Consider the following 20,475-nt stretch of genomic DNA (forward strand, 5'->3'; position numbering starts at 1 on the left):
GGTGGTTCGATGGCGCGCGTGAGCACGGACGCACCGGCACCCGCCAGCGGAGGATTCGTCGACAGCGAGGTCGGCACGCTGCGGGAGGTGATCCTCCACCGGCCGGGAGCGGAGCTGCGCCGCCTCACCCCCCGCAACAACGACCGCCTGCTCTTCGACGGCCTGCCGTGGGTCGACCGCGCCCAGGCCGAGCACGACGCGTTCGCCGACACGCTGCGCGCGCGGGGGGTGCGGGTGCACCTCGTCACCGACCTGCTGCGGGAGGTCCTCGAGCAGCCCGACGCCCGCGAGCGGGCGATCGAGGACACCCTCGCCGACTCCTCCGGCAGCGGGCTCCGCATCGGGGACACGCTGCGCGCGCGGCTGCGCGGCTACCTCGCCGACCTCGACCCCGCGCGGCTCACGACCGCCCTCGTCGCGGGCGTGCGGAACGACGAGGTGCCCGGGCGCGGCGGGCTCGTCGCGACGCTGCTGCCGGACGACGAGTTCGTCGTCGACCCGCTGCCGAACCTGCTCTTCACCCGCGACTCCAGCGTGTGGGTGGGCGACGAGGTCGCCGTCACGTCCCTCGCCATGCCGGCGCGGGACCGGGAGACGCACCTCCTCGACCTCGTGTACGCGCACCACCCGCGGTTCGAGGGCACGACCGTGGCGTACCGGCCGGCGTGGGAGCACGTCGAGGGCGGCGACGTCCTCGTCGTGGGACCCGGCGTCGTGGCGGTCGGCACGGGCGAGCGGACGACCCCCGCCGGCGTCGAGCGGCTCGCCCGCATCCTGCTGGGGCGCGGCCTCGCCCACACCGTGCTCGCGGTCCCGATCGCGCAGGAGCGGGCGACCATGCACCTCGACACCGTCTGCACGATGGTCGACCGCGACGCCGTCGTCGTGTACCCGAACGTCGCCCACTCCCTGCAGGGCCACCCGATCACCGCCGCGGCGGGGACCGCCGGCACGAGCGGGGCCCACGTGCCGCCGGAGGCCGTCGAGCTCTCCGTCGGACCCGCGGCCCCGTTCCTGCCGGCCGCGGCGGAGGCGCTCGGGCTCGAGCGGATCCGCCGCGTCGACACCGGCCTCGACCCCGTCACCGCCGAGCGCGAGCAGTGGGACGACGGCAACAACACCCTGGCCCTCGCCCCCGGTGTCGTCGTGGCGTACGAGCGGAACACGGAGACGAACGCCCGCCTGCGCGACGAGGGTGTCGAGGTGCTCGAGATCCCCGGCGACCAGCTCGGCTCGGGCCGTGGCGGGCCGCGGTGCATGAGCTGCCCCGTGGTGCGCGACCCGCTGGGGTGAGCCGCCTCAGACCCCCACGACCGCCGCGCTGAGGGCGTGGCCCGCGGCACGGACGTGCCGCAGGTCGGTCCCGCAGCACCCGCCGAAGGTCGTGAGGTGCGGGTGACGGCGCCGCAGGTCCGCGAGCTGCGCCCCGAGCTCCAGCGGGTCGCCGTCGTCGAGCTCGGTGGCCTCGTCGAGCTCGGCGTGGCTCATGCGGGAGGCGTTGGGCCGGAACGCCGTGACCCTCCCGGACACGTCGCCGAGCCCGGCGAGCGCGTCGTGGACGTGGTCCGGGTGGGCGCAGTTGAGCCCGTAGGTCTCGGGGTGGCCGTCGGTGAGCCGGTCCACCTCGGCGACCGCCTCGGCGAGGGGCTGCCCGGACGGGAGCAGGCCGTCGGTCTCGACGGTGAACGACACGAGCACGGGCGCGCCCGCGGCGGCTGCCGCCCGCACGACCCCGACCGCCTCCTCGACGTACGTCATGGTGAGGACCGCCACCCGGTCCGCCCCGGCGTCGGCGAGGGCCGCCACCTGCGGCGCGTGGTACGCCGTCGCCTCCTCGACCGTCATCCGGTCACCGGCGACGTAGCCGTCGCCCCGGGGGCCGAGGTTGCCGGAGACGACGACGGGGACGGCGGGGGCCGCCTCGGCGACCGCCTCGCGGACGAGCGCGACCGCGTCGGCGTTGAGCCGCGCGAGGTCGGCGGCGTCGAACCCGAGGCGGGCGCCCCAGTCCGCGGACGCCCGCCACGTCGGTGTCTCGAGGGCGGCCCCGACCCCGAGCCCGTCGGCGAGGGCGACGAACGGCCGGTAGTAGGAGAGGAGCCGGGAGCGGCCCTCGGGGTCGTCGAGCAGCGGGAACGAGGCGAAGTACGGCAGCTCACGGCCGTCGAGGAACAGCAGCTCGGTCTCGAGGCCGGCGTCGGTGAGAAACAGGTCGGGGTGCACGTGGGTCTCCTTCGTCGGGGACGGCACCGCCGCTGCGGTGCCGCGTCGGCGCCCACGCTCGCGCCGCCCGCTGTCACGGACCTCCCGCTCCGCTGTCGTCACGACGTCGCTGCTCGCGCTCGACGGCCGAGGAGGTCGGTGCGGTCGCCGCGGGCACGCGCTCGAGGACGAGGTCGACGACCGCCTCCGGGTCGAGGCGCGCCCCGGCGCGCACGTGCTCCGCGGCGTCCGGGAGAACCGAGGCGAGCCGCTCCCCGACCGTGCGCAGACGCTGCGCGTCGGGCCCGGTGACGCCCACGCCACCCGCCGCCTCGACCGCACCCAGGACCTGCGCGGCCGCCACCGGCTCGTCGAGACGCTCGAGCAGCTCCACGGCCGTGCGCAGCGTGATCCACTGCTGGACCCACGCCGCGGCCCGCCGCCAGCGCAGCAGCAGGTCGCGGAGCACCCCGCACGCCGCCGCCGGGTCGCCCTCCCGCACCTGGAGGCCGGCCCACGTCAGTCCCGCCACGCCGATGGTGAACTCCGCCCCGGTGGTCGAGGCGAGCGCGAGCGCACGGTCGAGGGCGGCCAACGAGCGCGCCGGGTCGGTCGCGGCCAGCGCCTCGCCCTCCGCGTAGTCGACCCACGCGGTGAACCACGAGGCGTCGCGCGGGGGCAGGAGGGCGCGGGCCTCGCCCAGCGACTCCTCGACGACCTCGAGGCGCCCCCGGTACCCGGCGACCATCGCCCGGTCCGCCAGCCGGGTCACGAGCCGGGCGGACGGTCCCGCCGCGCGGGTCCGCGCCACGGACAGGTCCCACTGGACGGCCGCGCCGTCGAGGTCGCCGTCGAAGAGCAGCACGTCCGCCCGTGCCTCGGCGGCGCTCGCCCCCGAGTCCGGCCAGCCCGAGCGGGCAGCGATCCCGGCGGCGCGGTCCGCCAGCGACCGGGCACGGGCGAGGTCGCCCGCCTGCCACGCCCCGGTGGCGGCGGCCGCGACGACCCGCTCCGCATCGGGGTGGTCGAGGGAGCCGAAGCGGTCCGCGGTCGCGTGCACCCAGCCGAACACCTCGGCCTGCATGCGGAACAGCGCCGGGTGCTGCAGCCCGGCGGCGAGCGCGAGCGCCCGCGGGCCGTCGCCGGACCCCAGCAGGTGGCGGTGCGCGGCCCTGGTCTCCGCGAGCGAGGGGAGGCCGTCGACGCCGGGCGGTCCCGGCCCGTCCAGGGACCCGGCTCGGGCGACGTCGGTGAGGACGAGGTCGGCGTGCGCATCCCGGGTCCGGGCGAGGTCGCCGCCGGCGGCGAGCAGGTCGACGCCGTAGGCCGACACGGTCTGCAGGCAGCGGTACCGCAGCGGGCGGCCCGGCGCCCGCTCCTGCACGACCAGCGAGCGGCGGGAGAGCTCGGCGAGCTGCTCGGCCGCCTCGTCGACGTCGAGGCCGCAGACGGCGGCCGCGGTCCGGGCGTCGACGCTGCCGGCGACCACCGCGAAGCGGGTGAACGTCCGGTGGAGGTCGGGCGGCAGGTCGCGGACCGACCACTCGACGAGCGCGCGCAGGGACCGGTGGCGCGACGCGGTCGTCCGTCGTCCACCGACGAGCAGGCCGAGGAGGTCGTCGACGCGGTCGAGCAGCTCCTCGAGGGTCATCGACCGGAGCCGCGCCGCCGCGAGCTCGAGCGCGAGCGGCAGCCCGTCGAGCGCCTCGCACAGCCGCGCGACCTGGTCCGCCGTCCCGGCTCCGCTCGGCAGCGGCAGCCCCAGCGCGGCGGCGCGGTCGTCGAGGAGCCAGGCGGCGACGGGCAGCGGCAGGGGCGCGACGGGCACCACCCGCTCGCCGTCGACGTCGAGCGGCTCGCGACTCGTGGCGAGGACGACGACGTCGGGCGTGCGCGTCAGCACCGCGTCGACGAGGTGGGCGGCGGCCTCGACGACGTGCTCGCAGTTGTCGAGCACCAGGAGGTGCCGGTCGTGCCGCAGGGTCGCGACGACCCGGTCCGTCGAGGTGCGCCCGGCGCCGGGGTGGACGCGCAGGGTGCTCGCCACCAGCTCCGCCACCTCCTGCTCCGTGCGTGCGGGTGCGAGCTCGACGACGGTGACGGTCCGGTCGTGGCCGCCCGTGGGCTGCGACGCCTCGTCGACGAGGTGGTGGGCGAGCCTCGTCTTCCCCACGCCACCCGGGCCGACGAGCGTGACGAGCCGGTGCTCGCGGAGCAGCCGCAGCGCCAGCGCGGTCTCGGCCTCGCGCCCGACGAGCCGGACGACGGACCGCGGGGCGAGGTCCGGCTCGGTCTCCGGTCGGGGGTGCGGGACGGGCGCCGGCACGGTGCTCGTGTCGTCGTCCATCACCGCCAGCTCCAGGCGTCGCAGCGACGGGGACGGGTCGAGCCCGAGCTCCTCGACCATCCGCGTGCGCAGGTCCCGGTACGCGGCGAGGGCGTCGGCGCGTCTCCCGACCGCGACGTAGGCGTGCATGAGGAGCTCGACGGTCCGCTCCCGCAGGGGGTCCCGCGCTCGTCGGCCCTCCAGCTCGGCCACGGCCTCGTGGACGCGTCCCGCTGCGAGCAGGTCGTCCGCCCGCAGGTCGGCGAGCGCGTCCCGCACCCGCCCGAGCCGCTCCCTCTCGCCGAGGGCCGCCGGGTCGTCGAGGTCGCAGTACGGCTCACCGCGCCACAGCGCCAGCGCCTCGTCGAGCTCCGGCAGACGACGACCGGGTGGTCTCGCCCCGGCGACGCCGAGCGCCCGCTCGAACCGGGCGACGTCGACGACGTCGTCCGCCGCCTCGAGCCGGTACCCCGCCGGCACCGTCACGACGGCGACGTCGGGTGGGAGGGCCCCGCGCAGCCGGGACACGTGGTTGTGGAGCGCCGCCGTGGGGTTGCCGGGATGGTCGTCACCCCAGAGGACGTCGACGAGGCGGTCGACGCCCACCGCGGCAGGCCGCGCGAGCGCGAGCGTGGCGAGCAGCCGGCGCGCGCGCCCGGGGACGGGCGAGGCACCGTCGACCAGCACCTCGCCGAGGAGGCGGAGCACGGGGCGAGCATGGCACCCCAGGACGTCGCGCGGGACGCCCTCCGGCACAGTCAGCGCAGCGTGACCTGCCGGGACGTCAGGCCGGCCCGGGCTCGCCGCTGCTCGGCGTCGAGCGGGTCGGACACGGCGAGGGCGTCCTGGAACCGCTCGGCGAACGACGCGAGGGGTTCCTCCGTCCCCTCGGCGCTCATGTCGCCAGGCAGGTCCCACACGGGCACGACGAGGCCGTACGCGCGGAAGAACCCCGCGAAGCGGGTGCCGGGGCCGAGCGTCGAACCGGCGGTGTCGCCGTCGACCGTCGTGACGTGGAGGCGCGCGAGCGCGTCGAGGAACCGGTCCTCCGGGGTCGCGATGACCCACCGGAGGTGGACGTTGTCGCCGATGCGGCACCAGTACGCGCTCTCGGCGCTCGTCAGCTTCTCCGTGGGCACGACGGCCGCGTTCGCCCGCTCGAGGGAGGCGCGCACCTGCGGCGCGAGCGCGCTCAGCGGGTCGCTCGGGTCCTCCGCCTCGCCGGGGTCGGTGTCGAGGACGCCGTCGACCCAGAAGTCGAAGCCCTCGTGGACCTCGAGCACCGGTGGGGTGTCGAGGTCGAGCCGGTCCTGCAGGCGGGCGGTCGAGCGGCGGGCGTCGACGTGCGTCACAGGGCCCGGGCCGTCCGCGGCGAGCGCCGCGTCCATGGCGGCGGCGAGGTCGCGCGAGGCGTCGGCGGAGGCGTCGGCGGCCTGGACGCCGACGAACACGCTGCCGTCCGCGCGCCGCAGCGCCGGCCACGCGACGGGCAGCACGGTCGCGAACGTGACGTCGTCGCCGTCGACGGTGCGCGCGCGCATGGTGGCGGCCGGGACGATCTCGCGGAACGCGACCCAGTCGGTCTCGTGCGGCAGGCCCTCGAAGGGGCGCGCGACGAACTCGGCGCCCGCGCGCACGCGGCCGTGGCACTGCTTGTACCGCTTGCCGGAGCCGCAGGGGCACGGGGCGCGCAGCCCGCCGCGGGGCGGCTCGATCGGCTGGTCGGCCGCGGGGCGTGGGGTCCGGGACTTCGGGCGGGTCGTCACGGTGGCCCAGGGTAGGCGCCCGCGGGACCTACAACGCGCGCCGGCGGGACGGTCCGCCGAGGGCGGCCCAGACGGTCGTGCACCCCTCCTCGGCGTCGACGAGGACACCCCACTCGTGGGCGAGGCTCCGGACGATCCGCAACCCGCGGCCGCGGGTGGCGACGACGGAGGTGTTGCGCGGCCGGATGTCGGGGCTGCCGCCGGCAGCGGGACCGCCGTCGGTGACGGCGACCTCCACCGCCCGGTCGCGCACCCGGGCGCGCAGCAGGACCGAGCCGGAGGGGGTGGGCCGCCCGTGGACGATGGCGTTGCCGAGGAGCTCGCTGGCCGCGAGCTCCGCCTCCACGACGGTCTCCTCGGGGACGCCGGAGTCGGTGAGGAGCCCGACCAGCTCCTCCCGCGCACGCGGCACCGCGGCGGGGGCGTGGGGCAGCGCCCACTCCCGTTCCGTGCGTACCGCTGTGACCGACGCCATGTCGTCACCTTCCGTCGTCGCGTGCTGACGGCGGCGGAGTACCCGAGCGCACCGTTCGCGAAACCGTCAGTCCCCTGAGGGTAGGACGCGTCACGGGCGCGCGGACGGGGTGCCGTCCGGGCCGACGAGGTCGTCGAGCACCTCGCGCGCCGTCGCGGGGTCGTCGGTGATGAGCCCGTCGACGCCGAGCCGCGTACAGGTCCGCATGTCCTGCGGCGTGTTGACGGTCCACACGAACACCTGCTGGCCGAGGCGGTGGCAGTCGGCGACGACGGTCGGGTCCGCGAGGACGAGGCGCAGGTCGAGGCCCACGGCCTGAGAGGTGCTGAGCTGCGGGATCGGGGCGCGGTGCGAGCGCAGCCGCACCCGGGTCAGCCCGGGTGCGAGCGCCGCGAGGCGGCGCACAGCGAGCGGCGAGAACGACATGCCGGCGAGGAACGGCAGACCCGCGAGGTCCCGCCCCAGCACGTCCCGGAGCACCTCGACGACCCGCCGCTCGACGCGCCACGCCCACCGGCTCGGGTGCTTCGTCTCGACGAGGAGCCCGACCGGTCGGGGCGCGTCGCGGCAGAGCTCGGCGACGCGGCGGAGGGTGAGGATGCCCGGGCCCTCGCCGTAGTCGAGGCGGTCGAGCTCGGCGAGGGTCCGGCGGTACAGCAGGCCCTCCCCGTCCGACGTCCGGTCGAGGTCGACGTCGTGGAAGCACACGGGGTGCTGGTCCCGGGACAGGCGGATGTCGCACTCGAGCCCGTCCGCGCCGTCGTCGAGCGCGCGCTGCATCGCCCGGAGGGTGTGCTCGGGCTCGACGAGGCTGGCCCCGCGGTGCGCGACGACGAGCGGCCGCGCCCGCGGCGGCAGCGGCGGGCGGGGGCGCAGCACGCGCGGACCGGTCAGCGGACGGTCGGCTCGCCGCCGCCCTCGCTCACCATCGGCTTGCCGGCGTCCCGCCACGCGCCCATCCCTCCGGCGACGTTGACCGCCTCGAAGCCGTTGAGGTTGAGCCACGCGGTCGCGCGTGCCGAGCGGTTGCCGGAGCGGCAGACGACGTGGACCTCGCCCTCGGGCAGCTCGTCGAGGCGCTGCGGCACCTGCGAGAGCGGGATGTGGCGGGCGCCCGGCGCGTGCCCCGCGCGCCACTCGTCGTCCTCGCGGACGTCGACGAGGACCGCGTCGTCGGGCAGGTCGGTGACGGTGACGGTGGGGACCTCGGTCACGGGCGCTCCTCTGGCGTTCTCGCGGGTGTCTCGCGGTGTCCCGCGGTCCGCCACGACTGGGACGGAACCGGACGGGGTGGTGGGATCGTCCCATGGGCATGAGCGTCATGACCGGTGTGACAACCGTTTCGCGACCGGTGGCCGCTGTCGGCGTCCTGAGCGCCCTGCTCGTGCTCGCCGCGTGCGGCGACGGCGGGACCGCGTCAGGATCTGGTGCGGGAACCGCGCCGGACGCCACCGGCGCCGCGCCGACCGGACCGGAGGTGAGCGTGCCCGACGAGACGCCGTCGTCCGCCGACGACGACACGGTCACCCTGCTGCCGTCCGACGGGGCCACCGCCCCGGACCCGGCCTCGCCGCCGCCGCTGCTGCCCCAGCTCGTCGGTGCGGACCTCGAGGTCGTGCCCGAGGGCGGGTCCGCCGTGACCCTCGTGTGCTCGTGGACGCAGGGCGTCGTCGAGGGCGACGGCACGCACCCGGACGTCACCGGCGCGTGCGCCGACCTGCAGAGCGCCGTCGCGACGGGCCAGCCGTTCGAGCCGGTCCCCCCGGACGCCCTCTGCACGCAGCAGTACGGCGGCGACGCGGTCGTCGCGGTCCGGGGGCTGCTGACGGGCGCCGACGGCGACCAGATCCCGGTCGACGCGACGTTCTCCCTCACGGACGGGTGCGAGATCGACCGCTGGCAGCGGATGGGGCGGGTGCTCGAGCCCTTCCGCGGCGACGTGTAGGCGCCGGTCCCGCTCGACTCAGCGGAGCAGGCGGGACATCCGCCGGTCCGCGAGGACCTGGCCGCCGGTCTGGCAGCCCGGGCAGTACTGGAACGACGAGTCCGTGTAGCTGATCTCCGCGATGGTCGTCCCGCAGACGTCGCACGCCTGCCCGGCGCGGCCGTGGACCCGCATCCGACCGCGCTTGTCGTCCTTCAGCTGGTCGGGGGCGCGACCGACGGCGCTGCCGAGGGCTCCGGCGAGCACGGCGTGGACGGCGGCGTGGAGCCGTGCGAGCTCGTCCGGGTCGAGCGACCCGGCGGGCGCGAAGGGCGAGAGCCGCGCGGCGTGGAGGACGTCGTCGGAGTAGGCGTTGCCGATGCCGGCGACGACGTGCTGGTCGGTGAGGACGGTCTTGAGCCGCTGCCGCGACCCGGCGAGCCGCTCCGCCAGCCCGTCGACGTCGAGGGTGAGCGGGTCCGGGCCGAGACCGGCGACGGACGGGACGTCGGCGGGGTCGCGGACGACGTGGACGGCCAGCCGCTTCTGCGTGCCCGCCTCGGTGAGGTCGAGCGCGGCGAGGGACCCGCCGTCGTCGAGCAGGACCCGCAGGGCGAGCGGTCCCTTGCCGGGGCGCGCGGGTGCGGTCGGCGCCGGGTCGCGCCACTGCGCCCAGCCGGCGCGGGAGAAGTGGACGACGAGGTGGAGCCCGTCGACGTCGAGGTCGACGAGCTTGCCGTGCCGGGCGACGCCGGTGACGGCGAGCCCCTGGAGGGCCGTCGGCGGCGGGTCGAACGTCTTGAGGACGTTGAGTGCCACGACGTCGACGCGCGCGACGACGCGCCCCACGGCGCGCTCGGCGAGGAACCGCGCGAGCGCCTCGACCTCCGGCAGCTCCGGCACGGACCGATCGTGCCGCAGGCGCCGCCGTCAGGCGACCTGCTCGCGGGTGCACCACCACGTGGTGCGCCCGCCGACCTTCCCGCTCGCCATGGCGGCGCCGCAGCGGGGGCAGTCCTCGCCGCGACGCCGGTGGCGGATCACCTCGCCGGTGTGGACGCCGCCCTTCGACGTCGCCGAGCGGATGGCCCGTCCCAGCTCGCGGTGGAGGACGCGCAGCTCGTCGGCGTCGAGGCCGCCGGCCTCGCGTTGCGGGTCGAGCCGCGCCTGCCACAGCACCTGGTCGGCGAGGAGGTTGCCGATCCCGGCGACGACGGCCTGGTCGAGCAGGCGGGCCTTGAGCGGCGCGGTGCCCCGCCCGACCCGCTCACGGAACTCGCGGAGGCCGACCTCCTCCGCGTCGGGCCCGAGAGCGTCGAGGTCGGGGTCGAGCCGGACCCGGCCGAGCCGCCGCTTGTCGAACAGCCGGAGGGCGCCGCCGTCGTCGAAGGTCACCGTGAAGCGGAACCACTCCGGCTTGCCGCCGGGGCCCGTGCCGTCGGCGCCGCGCACGAGGTCCCCGCCGGTGGTGCGGCTCCCGGCGGCGTCGGTGACGTGGAGCCGGCCGGCCATGCCGAGGTGGAGGCCGAGCAGCGGACCGTCGTCGGACGTCTCGCACCACATCGTCTTGCCGCGGCGCCGTGCCGCCGTCAGCGAGCGCCCGACGAGCGCCTCGCGGATCTCGCCGGGCTCGTGCGGGCGGCACACCCAGTCGTCGGTGTCGTCGACGTCGCGGATGCGGCGCCCGAGGGCGCCCGCCTCGACGGTGGCGCGGGCCTGCTCGACCTCCGGCAGCTCGGGCACGCCCGCCGTCCCTCAGGTCGCCGGCTCAGCGCACGTTCGCGCGGAGGAACTCCACCGTCCGCGACCACGCCTGCGCGGCGAGGTCGGCGTCGTAGGTGCCGAGGTGGTCCTCGTCGTTGAAGAACGCGTGGCCCGCACCCTCGTACCGGACGATCTCGACGCTGCCCTTCGCCTTCTCCTGCAGCTGAGCCTCGAGGGCGTCGACCTGCTCCGGCGGCGCGAAGCCGTCCTCGGTGCCGAAGTGGCCGAGGACGGGTGCGGTGATGCCACCGAGGTCGACCTGGTCGTAGCCGCCGACGCCGTAGAACGGCACGGCCGCGCCGACGCGGTCGCCCTGCTGCGCGGCGAGGACGAGGACGAACCCGCCGCCCATGCAGAAGCCGACGGCGCCGACGGTCTGCGAGGTCACGGCCTCGTGGGACCGGAGGAACTCGACCGCGCCGGCGAGGTCGGTCGCCGCCTTCGTCACGGGCAGGTTCTGCATGAGCTCGCCGGCCTCGTCGGAGTCGTGGGTGGTGCGGCCGCCGAAGAGGTCGGGGGCGAGCGCGACGAAGCCCTCGCGGGCGAACCGGTCGGTGACGTCCTTGATGTGCTCGGTGAGACCCCACCACTCCTGGATGACGACGAGACCCGGACCGGACCCGCTGTCGGGGACGGCGAGGTAGCCGTGGGCGGTCCCGCCGTTGGAGGCGAAGCTGACGTTCTGGTGCGGGTTCTCGGCGCCCGCCGCGGTCTCGGTCACGGGCCGACGGTAGATCGAGGCGCGCGCCACGGCACGGCGGGGGAGGCTGGACGCCGTGGACGGCACCACGCGCGCACCGGACGCCGGCACGGTCGCGTACGGCACCCGGCAGGGCACCGGTCTGCTGGCCGCGGTGATCCTCGGTTCGACGATCGCGTTCCTCGACTCGACCGTCGTCAACGTCGCGCTGCCGCGCATCGGGTCCGACCTCGACGCGAGCTTCGCCCAGCTGCAGTGGGTCGTGACCGGCTACACGCTCACGCTCGCGGCGTTCATCCTCGTCGGTGGCTCCCTCGGGGACCACCTCGGCCGGCGCCGGGTCTACGTGTGGGGCATCGCGGGCTTCGCCGTGACGTCGCTGCTGTGCGCCCTCGCACCGACCGCGAACCTGCTCGTCGCCGCGCGCGTGCTCCAGGGGATCGCCGGCGCGCTGCTGACCCCGGGGTCGCTCGCGGTCATCCAGGCGAGCTTCCGTCCCGCCGACCGCGGCCGGGCGATCGGCACGTGGGCGGGCATCGGTGCGGCAGCGCCCGCGCTCGGACCGGCGCTGGGCGGCTGGCTGGCGGAGCTCGACTGGCGGCTCGTGTTCCTCGTCAACCTCCCGATCGCGGTCGTCGCGCTCGTCCTCACCGCGCGCTACGTGCCGGAGAGCCGGGACCCGGACTCCGCGCCCCACCTCGACTGGACGGGCGCTGTCCTCGCGGTCGTCGCGCTCGCGGCGCTGACGGTCGCGCTCACGGGCGCCGGGCGCGGCGAGGGCAGCGAGCTCCTCGCCTCGGCCGCCCCCGTCGCCGGGGTCGTCGCGGTGGTCGCCGGCGTCGCGTTCGTGTGGTGGCTGCGGCGGGCGAGCGCGCCGATGGTCCCGCCGTCGCTGTTCGCGAACCGCACGTTCACGGTGACGAACGTCCTGACCCTCGCGGTGTACGCGGCGCTCGGGGCGATGTTCTTCTTCCTCGTCATCCAGCTGCAGACCTCGCTCGGCTACCGCCCGCTCGTCGCGGGCCTCGCGGGTCTGCCCTCGACGCTCCTGATGGTGTTCCTGTCGGAACGGGCCGGCGCACTCACCGACCGGGTGGGGCCCCGGCTGCCGCTGGTCGCCGGCCCGCTCGTGGGCGCGGTCGGGGTCGCGTGGCTCGCGTTCGTCTCCGAGGGCGACTCGTACTGGACGGCGGTGCTGCCGGGCGTGCTGCTGTTCGGCCTGGGTCTCGTCCTCATCGTCGCGCCGCTCACGACGACGGAGCTCGCCGCCGCGCCCGACCGGTACACGGGCACCGCCAGCGGGGTGAACAACGCCGTGAGCCGGGCAGGTGGGCTGCTCGCGGTGGCGGCGCTGCCGGGCCTCGTGGGCCTCGGGCAGCAGGACTACGCCGACCCGGAGGCCCTCACCGACGGGTACCGGGCCGCCATGCTGATCTGCGCGGGGCTCCTCGTGGCCGGTGGGCTGAGCGGCCTGCTCGTGCCCGGCCGGCTGCGCGACTGCCGCCCCGACGCGAAGGAGGTCGAGGTCCCGTGAGCGGTTCCGTCGGGATCATGCTGCCCCGGGAGGTGGCGCCGGCCGACGTGGCGCGGGTCGCGCGCGCCTGCGAGGCGGCCGGCTTCGGCGAGATCTGGGTCGTCGAGGACTGCTTCTTCACCGGTGGGCCCACGACGGCGGCGATCGCGCTCGCCTCGACCGAGCGTGTCGTCGTGGGCATCGGGATCCTGCCAGCGGTGGTCCGCAACGCCGCGTTCACGGCGATGGAGCTCGCGACGCTCGCAGGCGCCTTCCCGGGCCGGGTGCACGCGGGCCTCGGCCACGGGGTCGCCTCGTGGATGGCGCAGGTCGGTGCCGCGCCGGCCTCGTGGCTGGGTGCGCTGCGGGAGACGACCGACGCGGTGCGGGAGCTGCTCGCCGGCTGCGAGGTCCGCACCGAGGGCCGCTACGTCGCCCTCGACGCGGTCCGGCTCGACCACCCGCCCGAGGTCGTCCCGCCGCTGAGCCTCGGGGTCCGTGGGCCACGGTCGGTCGCCCTCGCCGGGGAGGCGGCGGACGGTCTCGTCCTCGCCGAGCCGACGCCCGTCGCGTACGTCGCGTCGGCCCGTCGCCGGCTCGACGAGGCGGCGACCGGCTCGACCCGGCCGGGGGCACGGCTGCTCACCACGTACTCGTGGGCGCTCGCCGGCGCCCACGTCGGCGACGGCGACCGTGACGAGGTGCTGCGCGGTCGGGTCCTCGACGCGCTCCGCCACGGCGGCACCGAGGCGCACGTGGCGGACCTGCCGGGCGACGTGCGCGCGCACCTCGACGACGTCCGGTCGGGCCGTGCCGCCCTCGCCGACGACGTCCTCGACCTGCTGGTCCTGCGCGGCGACGGCGTCGCGCCCGGCATCGCGGCGCAGCACGCGGCCGGGGCCGACACCGTCGTCCTCGTCTCCCCGCGACCGGCGGACGGCGTCGACACGCTCCTCGCGGACGTCGTGGCGCTGGCGGAGGCCGCCGGCCTGCAATAGCTGCGCCTGTCGACCAGCCCCCGCTGAAACAGGCGCGCGACCACGGGCGAGACGGCGGCCGGCGCGAGTCCGAGCCGGTGCGCGACCACGCCGAGCGGGAGCTCGGTGTCGTGCCACGACGTCGCGAGCACCGCGAGCTGCGGGTACGTGAGACCCGTGGCGCGGGCGGCGACGCGCGTGGCGGTCGCCGCGACCCGTGGCGTCAGCTGGAGCTGCTGCACGAGGTGCAGGGTCGCCGGCAGCCGCATGAGGTCGTCCACTCCGCGACCGTAGGGCGGAACGGCAGGCCGCCGCGGGCGTCGTCCACAGCCTCCCGCGCCCTGGTGCGGACCGAGTGGCCGGGCCAGGATCGACGCATGGCAGACCACCCGCGCGCCGGACAGCCCGCCCAGCCCGAGGACCTCGTCGACGTCGCCCACCTCGTGACGAGCTACTACGCACTGACCCCCGACCTCGACGACCCCGGGCAGGCCGTCGCGTTCGGCACGTCGGGGCACCGTGGCAGCAGCCTGCAGACCGCGTTCACCGAGCAGCACATCGTCGCGACCACGCAGGCGATCGTGGAGTACCGGCGGGAGCAGGGCATCGAGGGTCCGGTCTACCTCGGACGGGACACGCACGCCCTCAGCGAGCCCGCGTGGGTGAGCGCGCTGGAGGTGCTCGCCGCCGCCGAGGTCCCGGTGCTCGTCGACGCGTCCGACCGGTACACGCCCACCCCTGCGGTCAGCCACGCGATCCTGCGCCACAACCAGGGGACGTCCGACGACGACCGCAGCCGCGCCGACGGCATCGTCGTCACCCCGTCGCACAACCCGCCCGCCGACGGCGGCTTCAAGTACAACCCGCCCCACGGCGGGCCCGCGGGCTCCGACGCCACCGGCTGGATCGCCGACCGAGCCAACGCGATCCTCCGCGAGGGCGGCGGCCGGGCCGACGCCGTCGAGCGGGTGCCGTTCGAACGGGCGCGGCGGCACGCGGAGTCCTTCGAGTTCCTCGCGCGCTACGTCGAGGACCTGCCGGCCGTCCTCGACCTCGACGCCGTCCGCGAGGCCGGTGTGAGGATCGGCGCCGACCCGCTCGGCGGGGCGGCCGTCGACTACTGGGGCGCGATCGCCGAGACGCACCGCCTCGACCTCACGGTCGTCAACCCGCTCGTGGACCCGACGTGGCGGTTCATGACCCTCGACCGCGACGGCAAGATCCGGATGGACTGCTCGAGCCCGTGGGCCATGGCGAGCCTGCGCGAGCGGATGGCGGGCTCCGACGGCGGCGAGGCGCCGTTCGACGTCGCGACCGGCAACGACGCCGACGCCGACCGGCACGGGATCGTCACCCCGGACGGCGGGCTCATGAACCCCAACCACTTCCTCGCCGTCGCCATCGAGCACCTGTTCTCGCGCCGTGACTGGGGCGACGACGTCGCCGTCGGCAAGACCCTCGTCTCGAGCTCGGTCATCGACCGGGTCGTCGCCGGGCTGGGCCGCCGGCTCCTCGAGGTGCCCGTGGGCTTCAAGTGGTTCGTGCCCGGCCTGCTCGACGGCAGCGTCGGCTTCGGCGGCGAGGAGTCCGCCGGGGCGAGCTTCCTACGCCGTGACGGCAGCGTGTGGACGACCGACAAGGACGGCATCCTCCTCGCCCTGCTCGCGAGCGAGATCACCGCGGTCACCGGTAGCAGCCCCTCCCAGCTGTACGCCGACATCGAGCGCCGACACGGCGCCCCCGTGTACGCCCGCGTCGACGCCCCCGCCGACCGGGACGAGAAGGCGAAGCTGTCGCGGCTCAGCGCCGACGACGTCAGCGCCACCGAGCTCGCGGGCGACCCCGTCACCGCCGTCCTCACCGAGGCCCCGGGCAACGGCGCCGCGCTCGGCGGCCTCAAGGTGACGACCGAGCAGGCGTGGTTCGCGGCGCGTCCGTCCGGCACCGAGGACGTCTACAAGATCTACGCCGAGTCGTTCCGGGGCGAGGACCACCTGCGCGAGGTGCAGGACGCCGCACGCGAGGTGGTGGCCGCCGCGCTCGGGTGAGCGCGGCGGCGCCGCTCACCAGATCCGGACGCGCTGCTCCGGGTCGAGCCACAGCCCGTCGCCGGCCTGCGTGCCGAACGCCTCGTGGAACGCGTCGACGTTGCGGACGACGTTGGCGCGGAACTCCGGCGGCGAGTGCGGGTCGACCGTGATCCGGCGACGCACCTCCTCCGGGCGCGTGACCTGCGCCCAGATCCGGCCGAAGCCGAGGAAGAAGCGCTGCTCGGGGGTCAGGCCGTCGACGACCTGCGGCTCGTGGTCGCGCAGCGAGATCCGGTACGCGTGCAGCGCGACCTCCGCGCCGCCGAGGTCGCCGATGTTCTCCCCGAGTGTGAAGGCGCCGTTGACGTGCGTGTCCGGTGCCTCCGCGGGCGCGAACGCCTCGTACTGGTCGACGAGCGCGCGGGTGCGCTCCTCGAAGCGGGCGCGGTCGTCCTCGCCCCACCAGTCGAGCAGCGCGCCGGTGCCGTCGTAGCGGGAGCCCTGGTCGTCGAAGCCGTGCCCGATCTCGTGGCCGATGACCGCCCCGATGCCGCCGTAGTTGTACGCGTCGTCGGCCTCGAGGTCGAAGAACGGCGGCTGGAGGATCGCCGCGGGGAAGACGATCTCGTTGAGCGCCGGGTTGTAGTACGCGTTGACGGTCTGCGGCGTCATGAGCCACTCGTCGCGGTCGATGGGGCCGCCGAGCTTCGCGAGCTCGCGGTCGGTCTCGGCCGCGGTCGCCCGGCGGACGTTGCCGAGCAGGTCGCCGGGCTCGATGTCGACCGCGGAGTAGTCGCGCCAGCGGACCGGGTAGCCGATCTTCGGCGTGAAGCTCGCGAGCTTCTCCTGGGCGCGGGCCCGGGTCTCCGGCGACATCCAGTCGAGGCCGTCGATGCGCTCGCGGTAGGCGGCGATGAGGTTGTCGACGAGCTCCGCCATGCGGGCGTGCGCGGCCGGCGGGTAGTGCCGCTCGACGTAGAGCTCGCCGACGGCCTCCCCGAGGACGCCCTCGACGAGGGAGACGCCCCGCTTCCACCGCTCGCGGATCTGCGGGACACCGGACAGCGTCGTGCCGTAGAACGCGAAGTTCTCCCCGACGACCTCGTCGGTGAGGTAGCCGGCGAGGGACGTCACGACCCGCCAGCGCAGCCACGTCTTCCACTCCTCGAGCGGGATGTCGCGGAGGGCCGTCGCGAGGCCCTCGAGCGCGTCCGGCTCACCGACGACGACCTCGCCGCGGCCGCTCTCGGGCACGCCGACGCCGTCGGCCCACGCCCGCCAGCCGGGCAGGACGGCGTCGAGCTGCTCGCCGGTGAGGAGGTTGTACGTCTTGACCGCGTCGCGGGTGGCGACGGTGTCCCAGTGGTGGGACGCGAGCCGCGTCTCGACCGCGAGCACCGTCCGGGCCGCGGCCTGCGCGGCCTCGTCGTCGGCGCCGCCGTCGACGACGCGCGTCATGGCGAGCATGCGCGCGACGTGGCCGGGAAAGGCGTCGCGGACCGCTGCGTGCTGCTCCTCCCGGTAGTACGACTCGTCAGGGAGGCTGATGCCGCCCTGCGACAGGTGGAGGAGGTACCGGGTGGGGTCGCCCTTGTCGACCCACACGTAGGAGCCGAACGCGCCGCCGATGCCCTCGCGCTCGAGCTCACCGAGCAGCCGGAGGAAGCCGTCGACGTCGCCGACGCCGTCGACCCGGTCGAGGACCGGGCCCAGCGGCTGCGTCCCCACGGCCTCGACGCGGTCGGTGTCCATGAAGCTCGCGTAGAGGTCGCCGACCTTCTGGGCGTTCGAGCCGTGCTCGGCCCCCGACGCCGCCGCCTCCTCGATGATCGTGCGGACGGCCTTCTCGGCCTCCTCGCGCAGGACGTAGAAGCTGCCGTGGGCCGCGCGGTCGTCCGGGATGGTGGCCTCGGCGAGCCAGCGCCCGTTGGCGTGGCGGAACAGGTCGTCCTGCGGGCGCACGGTGTCGTCGACGTGCGCGAGGGGGCCGGCGCCGAGCTCGCTGCGGTCGGTGGTGTCCGTCGTCACGCGGCCATGGTGCCCCATACCGGGACGGACCCCGTGGCGGCCCCGAGTCGTCAGGCGCCGAGCCCTCCCTCGCGCGCGCGGACGATCAGCGCCGAGCGGTCCCTGACCCCGAGCTTCGCCGTGATCGCCGCGACGGTGTTGCGGACGGTCTTGTCGGCGAGCACGAGCCGCCGGGCGACCGAGGCGTTGTCGAGTCCGCGGGCGACGAGGTCGAGCACCTCCCGCTCCCTCGCCGTCAGCTCGGGGAAGGGCACGGGCCCGCCGACGGCGGCGGTACGGGCGCCCGAGAGGTACGCGAGCGTCCGGGCGGCGACCTCGGGTCCGAGGATGACCTCCCCGTTGGCGACGGCCCGCACGGCCCGCTCGACCTCCGTCGGGCTCGCGCTCTTCAGCAGGTAGCCGCGGGCGCCGGCACGGATGGCCGCGACGAGGTTGTCGTCGTCCTCGTGCATCGTGACGACGAGGACGGCGACCTCCGGGCGCCGCCGCACGAGCTCGCGGGTCACCTCGATGCCGGTGCCGTCGCCGAGGTCGACGTCCATGAGGACGACGTCGAGGTCGGGTGTCGTCCCGGCGTCGAGCACCCCGGCGGCCTCCGTCGCGGACGCCGCCTGACCCGCGACCGTGATGCCGTCGAGGCTGCCGAGCAGGCTCACCATGCCGAGCCGGAAGACCGGGTGGTCGTCGACGACGACGACGTGCACCACCCGGCCGGCCGCGTCCCTCCCGATCACGCCCGCCACGGCAGCACCGCCTCCACGCGCGTCCCGCCGCCCGGGCGGGCGAGCAGCGCCAGGCTGCCCCCGACCTCCTCCGCGCGCTCCCGCATCGAGGACGTCCCGACACCGGGCAGGCTCCCCTCCGCCACCCCGGTGCCGTCGTCGTCGACGTGGACGCGCAGGTGCTCGCCCTCCCGCCGCAGCCGGACCGTGCAGCGCGAGGCGCCGCTGTGCCGGGCGACGTTCGTCACCGCCTCGACGACGATGCCGTACGCGGTGACGGCGAGCGCGCCGCGGAGCGCGGACGTCGCGTCGTCGAGATCGAGGTCGACGTCGAGGCCGCCGGTCGCGTGCCGGGCCGCGAGCTCGCCGAGCGCCGGGACGAGGCCGAGCTCGTCGAGCGCCGGCGGGAGGAGGTCGCGCGAGAGGGTGCGGACGTCCTCGACGCGCTGGTCGAGCTCGCCCTGGAGCGCCCCGAGCAGGTCGGCGGCCGCGGCCGGGTCGTCGCGCACGACGTTGCGGGCTGCCCCGATGCCGAGCCGGATCCCGGCGAGCGACGGACCGAGGCCGTCGTGGAGCTCCCGGCGCAGGCGCCGTCGCTCGGTGAGGCGTGCCTCGGTGACCTTCTCCCGCGCGTTCTCGAGCTCGCGCGCCGCGACGGTGAGCGCCGCACCGGCGGCGACGAGCCCCGCCAGCTCGTCGAGCACCGCGCGGGCGCGGCCGTCGAGGCGCTCCCCGGCCGGCGGGGTGACGACGAGCCGGCCGACCGGGGCACCCCGGTGCTCGAGCGGGACGCCGACCGAGTGGGGCGTCAGCTCACCCCGGCGGACCACCTCGCGTCCGTCGACGACGAGCGTGACGGCGTCGAGGCGGAGGGCGGCGACGACCCCGTCGACGAGGGACTCGAGGAGGTCCTCGGTGGACGCGGCGGCGGCCAGCCGCGACCCGAGCCGCCGGACGGCCAGCGCGGGGTCGGCGGCGTCGCCGTGGACGAGCCGGTCGACGCGACGCTGCAGCCACAGCCGGGACGGCTGGACCGCCGCGACGACGACACCGGCGGCGACGACCGGCGCGAGGCCGGCGTCGGGCAGCAGCGCCGCGACGAGCGCGGCGACGAGGACGTACGCGACGACGAGCACCGCGGTGAGCGCGCCGGCGAGGACCGCGCGGGACAGGGCGAGGTCGAGGCCCCACAGGCGGCGTCGGAGGACGACGACCATGACCGCGCCGGGGAACAGCACCTGGCTCGCGAGGTGGAGCGAGGGGACGACGGCGAGCGGGACCACGGTGAGGAGGAAGGGCAGGGCGATGGGCACGAACGAGAGGGCGACGGCCGCGGTGCCGAGGGCGAGCCACACGTAGGGCGCGCGCTGCCCGGGCGGCAGGGCACGGCGCCGGCGGAGGCAGCCCGCGGCCGCGAGGAGACCGACGACCACCGCGGCGAGGGTGAGGACGGACTGGACGACGAGGAGCGTCGGTGTCTCGGGCAGGAGCCGGGCGGTGAAGAGGGCGACGGTGAGCGCGGCCCCGACCGCCAGCCCGGCGCGTCCGGCCCGGTCCCCGGGCAGGGCACCCTCCTCGCGGACGAGCCACGGCAGGACGAGGAACATGCCGTACGTGCCGGGCAGCCACGCCGTGCCGGAGAGCCGCTGGAGGACGGCGTCGCCCGGCAGGCCGCCGACGACCGAGGCCAGCTGCGCGTAGCCGTACCCGAGGGCGGCGAGCGCGCCCCCGACGGCGGCGAGTCCCATCAGTACGGCGACGACGTGGACCCGCCGCCACAGGACGGTCGCCGCGACCGCGCCGAACACGAGGGCGACGGCGAGGTCGACGACGTAGAACAGGAGGTCCTGCTCGAGCGGCGGCCGGCCGCCGAGCAGGAGGAGGAGGGAGAGCAGTCCGACGCCCCAGGCGACGGCGACGGTCGCACCCGCGGCCCACGGCGCGCCGCCGCGCCGCCCCTCGGTGAGGGACGGCGCGGTGGTGGTGACGCCGGTGCCGGGCGTCGCTGATGTCGCGGCTGTCATGGCGAGCGCAGCGTACGGACGGCG

17 protein-coding genes are annotated in these 20,475 nt (G+C 76.2%); 5 read left to right on the forward strand and 12 right to left on the reverse strand.

Annotation, left to right across the window (positions count from 1 at the left end; genetic code table 11):
• Window positions 1-18 precede the first annotated feature (18 nt).
• Window positions 19-1,293, forward strand: a complete 1,275-nt coding sequence (locus WAB14_RS13480) for an arginine deiminase (protein WP_340270516.1) — start codon at window positions 19-21, stop codon at window positions 1,291-1,293.
• A gap of 6 nt (window positions 1,294-1,299) precedes the next feature.
• Here WAB14_RS13480 and WAB14_RS13485 read toward each other — a convergent pair whose 3' ends face one another.
• From WAB14_RS13485 to WAB14_RS13510, 6 genes are all read right to left on the reverse strand, one after another.
• On the reverse strand, window positions 1,300-2,325 hold the full coding sequence (locus tag WAB14_RS13485; RefSeq protein WP_340270518.1) for a homocysteine S-methyltransferase family protein: 1,026 nt from the start codon (window positions 2,323-2,325) through the stop codon (window positions 1,300-1,302).
• On the reverse strand, window positions 2,297-5,236 hold the full coding sequence (locus WAB14_RS13490; RefSeq protein WP_340270519.1) for an ATP-binding protein: 2,940 nt from the start codon (window positions 5,234-5,236) through the stop codon (window positions 2,297-2,299). The genes WAB14_RS13485 and WAB14_RS13490 overlap by 29 nt, the downstream gene beginning before the upstream one ends.
• A gap of 50 nt (window positions 5,237-5,286) precedes the next feature.
• On the reverse strand, window positions 5,287-6,294 hold the full coding sequence (locus WAB14_RS13495; protein ID WP_340270520.1) for a DUF5926 family protein: 1,008 nt from the start codon (window positions 6,292-6,294) through the stop codon (window positions 5,287-5,289).
• 28 nt (window positions 6,295-6,322) lie between these two features.
• Window positions 6,323-6,769 (reverse strand): ATP-binding protein, encoded by a 447-nt coding sequence (locus WAB14_RS13500; RefSeq protein ID WP_340270521.1) that lies wholly within the window; start codon window positions 6,767-6,769, stop codon window positions 6,323-6,325.
• Window positions 6,770-6,859: 90 nt separating this feature from the next.
• Window positions 6,860-7,648, reverse strand: coding sequence for a glycerophosphodiester phosphodiesterase (locus WAB14_RS13505; protein WP_340270522.1), 789 nt, complete (start codon window positions 7,646-7,648; stop codon window positions 6,860-6,862).
• 11 nt (window positions 7,649-7,659) lie between these two features.
• Complete coding sequence (locus WAB14_RS13510) at window positions 7,660-7,983, reverse strand: rhodanese-like domain-containing protein (protein ID WP_340270524.1); 324 nt, start codon at window positions 7,981-7,983, stop codon at window positions 7,660-7,662.
• Window positions 7,984-8,120: 137 nt separating this feature from the next.
• Here WAB14_RS13510 and WAB14_RS13515 point away from each other — a divergent pair, with 137 nt between their 5' ends.
• Window positions 8,121-8,714 (forward strand): subtilase-type protease inhibitor, encoded by a 594-nt coding sequence (locus WAB14_RS13515; RefSeq protein ID WP_340270526.1) that lies wholly within the window; start codon window positions 8,121-8,123, stop codon window positions 8,712-8,714.
• Window positions 8,715-8,732: 18 nt separating this feature from the next.
• Here the strand turns inward: WAB14_RS13515 and WAB14_RS13520 are convergent, their stop codons facing one another.
• Genes WAB14_RS13520 through WAB14_RS13530 form a run of 3 tightly spaced genes read right to left on the reverse strand, consistent with a single transcriptional unit; the run spans window position 8,733 to window position 11,178 of the window.
• On the reverse strand, window positions 8,733-9,596 hold the full coding sequence (locus WAB14_RS13520) for an Fpg/Nei family DNA glycosylase (RefSeq protein WP_340270528.1): 864 nt from the start codon (window positions 9,594-9,596) through the stop codon (window positions 8,733-8,735).
• 27 nt (window positions 9,597-9,623) lie between these two features.
• On the reverse strand, window positions 9,624-10,436 hold the full coding sequence (locus WAB14_RS13525; RefSeq protein ID WP_340270529.1) for a DNA-formamidopyrimidine glycosylase family protein: 813 nt from the start codon (window positions 10,434-10,436) through the stop codon (window positions 9,624-9,626).
• Window positions 10,437-10,461: 25 nt separating this feature from the next.
• Window positions 10,462-11,178 (reverse strand): dienelactone hydrolase family protein, encoded by a 717-nt coding sequence (locus WAB14_RS13530; RefSeq protein WP_340270531.1) that lies wholly within the window; start codon window positions 11,176-11,178, stop codon window positions 10,462-10,464.
• Between the two features lie 55 nt (window positions 11,179-11,233).
• Between WAB14_RS13530 and WAB14_RS13535 the strand changes: the two genes are divergently transcribed.
• The 3 genes from WAB14_RS13535 to pgm all read left to right on the forward strand — a co-directional run bounded on the left by WAB14_RS13535 (window position 11,234) and on the right by pgm (window position 15,695).
• Window positions 11,234-12,691, forward strand: a complete 1,458-nt coding sequence (locus tag WAB14_RS13535) for an MFS transporter (RefSeq protein ID WP_340270533.1) — start codon at window positions 11,234-11,236, stop codon at window positions 12,689-12,691.
• Complete coding sequence (locus tag WAB14_RS13540) at window positions 12,688-13,668, forward strand: LLM class flavin-dependent oxidoreductase (RefSeq protein WP_340270535.1); 981 nt, start codon at window positions 12,688-12,690, stop codon at window positions 13,666-13,668. The genes WAB14_RS13535 and WAB14_RS13540 overlap by 4 nt, the downstream gene beginning before the upstream one ends.
• A 356-nt stretch (window positions 13,669-14,024) precedes the next feature.
• On the forward strand, window positions 14,025-15,695 hold the full coding sequence (gene pgm / locus WAB14_RS13545) for a phosphoglucomutase (alpha-D-glucose-1,6-bisphosphate-dependent) (protein WP_340270537.1): 1,671 nt from the start codon (window positions 14,025-14,027) through the stop codon (window positions 15,693-15,695).
• 15 nt (window positions 15,696-15,710) lie between these two features.
• Here pgm and WAB14_RS13550 read toward each other — a convergent pair whose 3' ends face one another.
• From WAB14_RS13550 to WAB14_RS13560, 3 genes are read right to left on the reverse strand one after another with little or no spacing between them, the layout of a single operon-like run.
• Window positions 15,711-17,723, reverse strand: a complete 2,013-nt coding sequence (locus tag WAB14_RS13550; RefSeq protein WP_377002553.1) for a M13 family metallopeptidase — start codon at window positions 17,721-17,723, stop codon at window positions 15,711-15,713.
• Window positions 17,724-17,755: 32 nt separating this feature from the next.
• A complete protein-coding gene (locus WAB14_RS13555; protein ID WP_340270540.1) occupies window positions 17,756-18,439 on the reverse strand; it encodes a response regulator in 684 nt (227 codons plus the stop codon).
• Entirely contained in the window at window positions 18,436-20,451 is a 2,016-nt protein-coding gene (locus WAB14_RS13560) for a sensor histidine kinase (RefSeq protein ID WP_340270542.1), read from the reverse strand. The genes WAB14_RS13555 and WAB14_RS13560 overlap by 4 nt, the downstream gene beginning before the upstream one ends.
• Window positions 20,452-20,475 lie beyond the last annotated feature (24 nt).

The organism is Aquipuribacter nitratireducens (assembly GCF_037860835.1).
GTDB lineage: Bacteria > Actinomycetota > Actinomycetes > Actinomycetales > JBBAYJ01 > Aquipuribacter > Aquipuribacter nitratireducens.

Excerpts from the sequence above, each read along its gene's own strand:
- WAB14_RS13500 (WP_340270521.1), bottom strand. The coding sequence starts at position 6,769 with ATGGCGTCGGTCACAGCGGTACGCACGGAACGGGAGTGGGCGCTGCCC.
- pgm (WP_340270537.1), top strand. The coding sequence starts at position 14,025 with ATGGCAGACCACCCGCGCGCCGGACAGCCCGCCCAGCCCGAGGACCTC.
- WAB14_RS13550 (WP_377002553.1), bottom strand. The coding sequence starts at position 17,723 with ATGGGGCACCATGGCCGCGTGACGACGGACACCACCGACCGCAGCGAG.
- WAB14_RS13560 (WP_340270542.1), bottom strand. The coding sequence starts at position 20,451 with ATGACAGCCGCGACATCAGCGACGCCCGGCACCGGCGTCACCACCACC.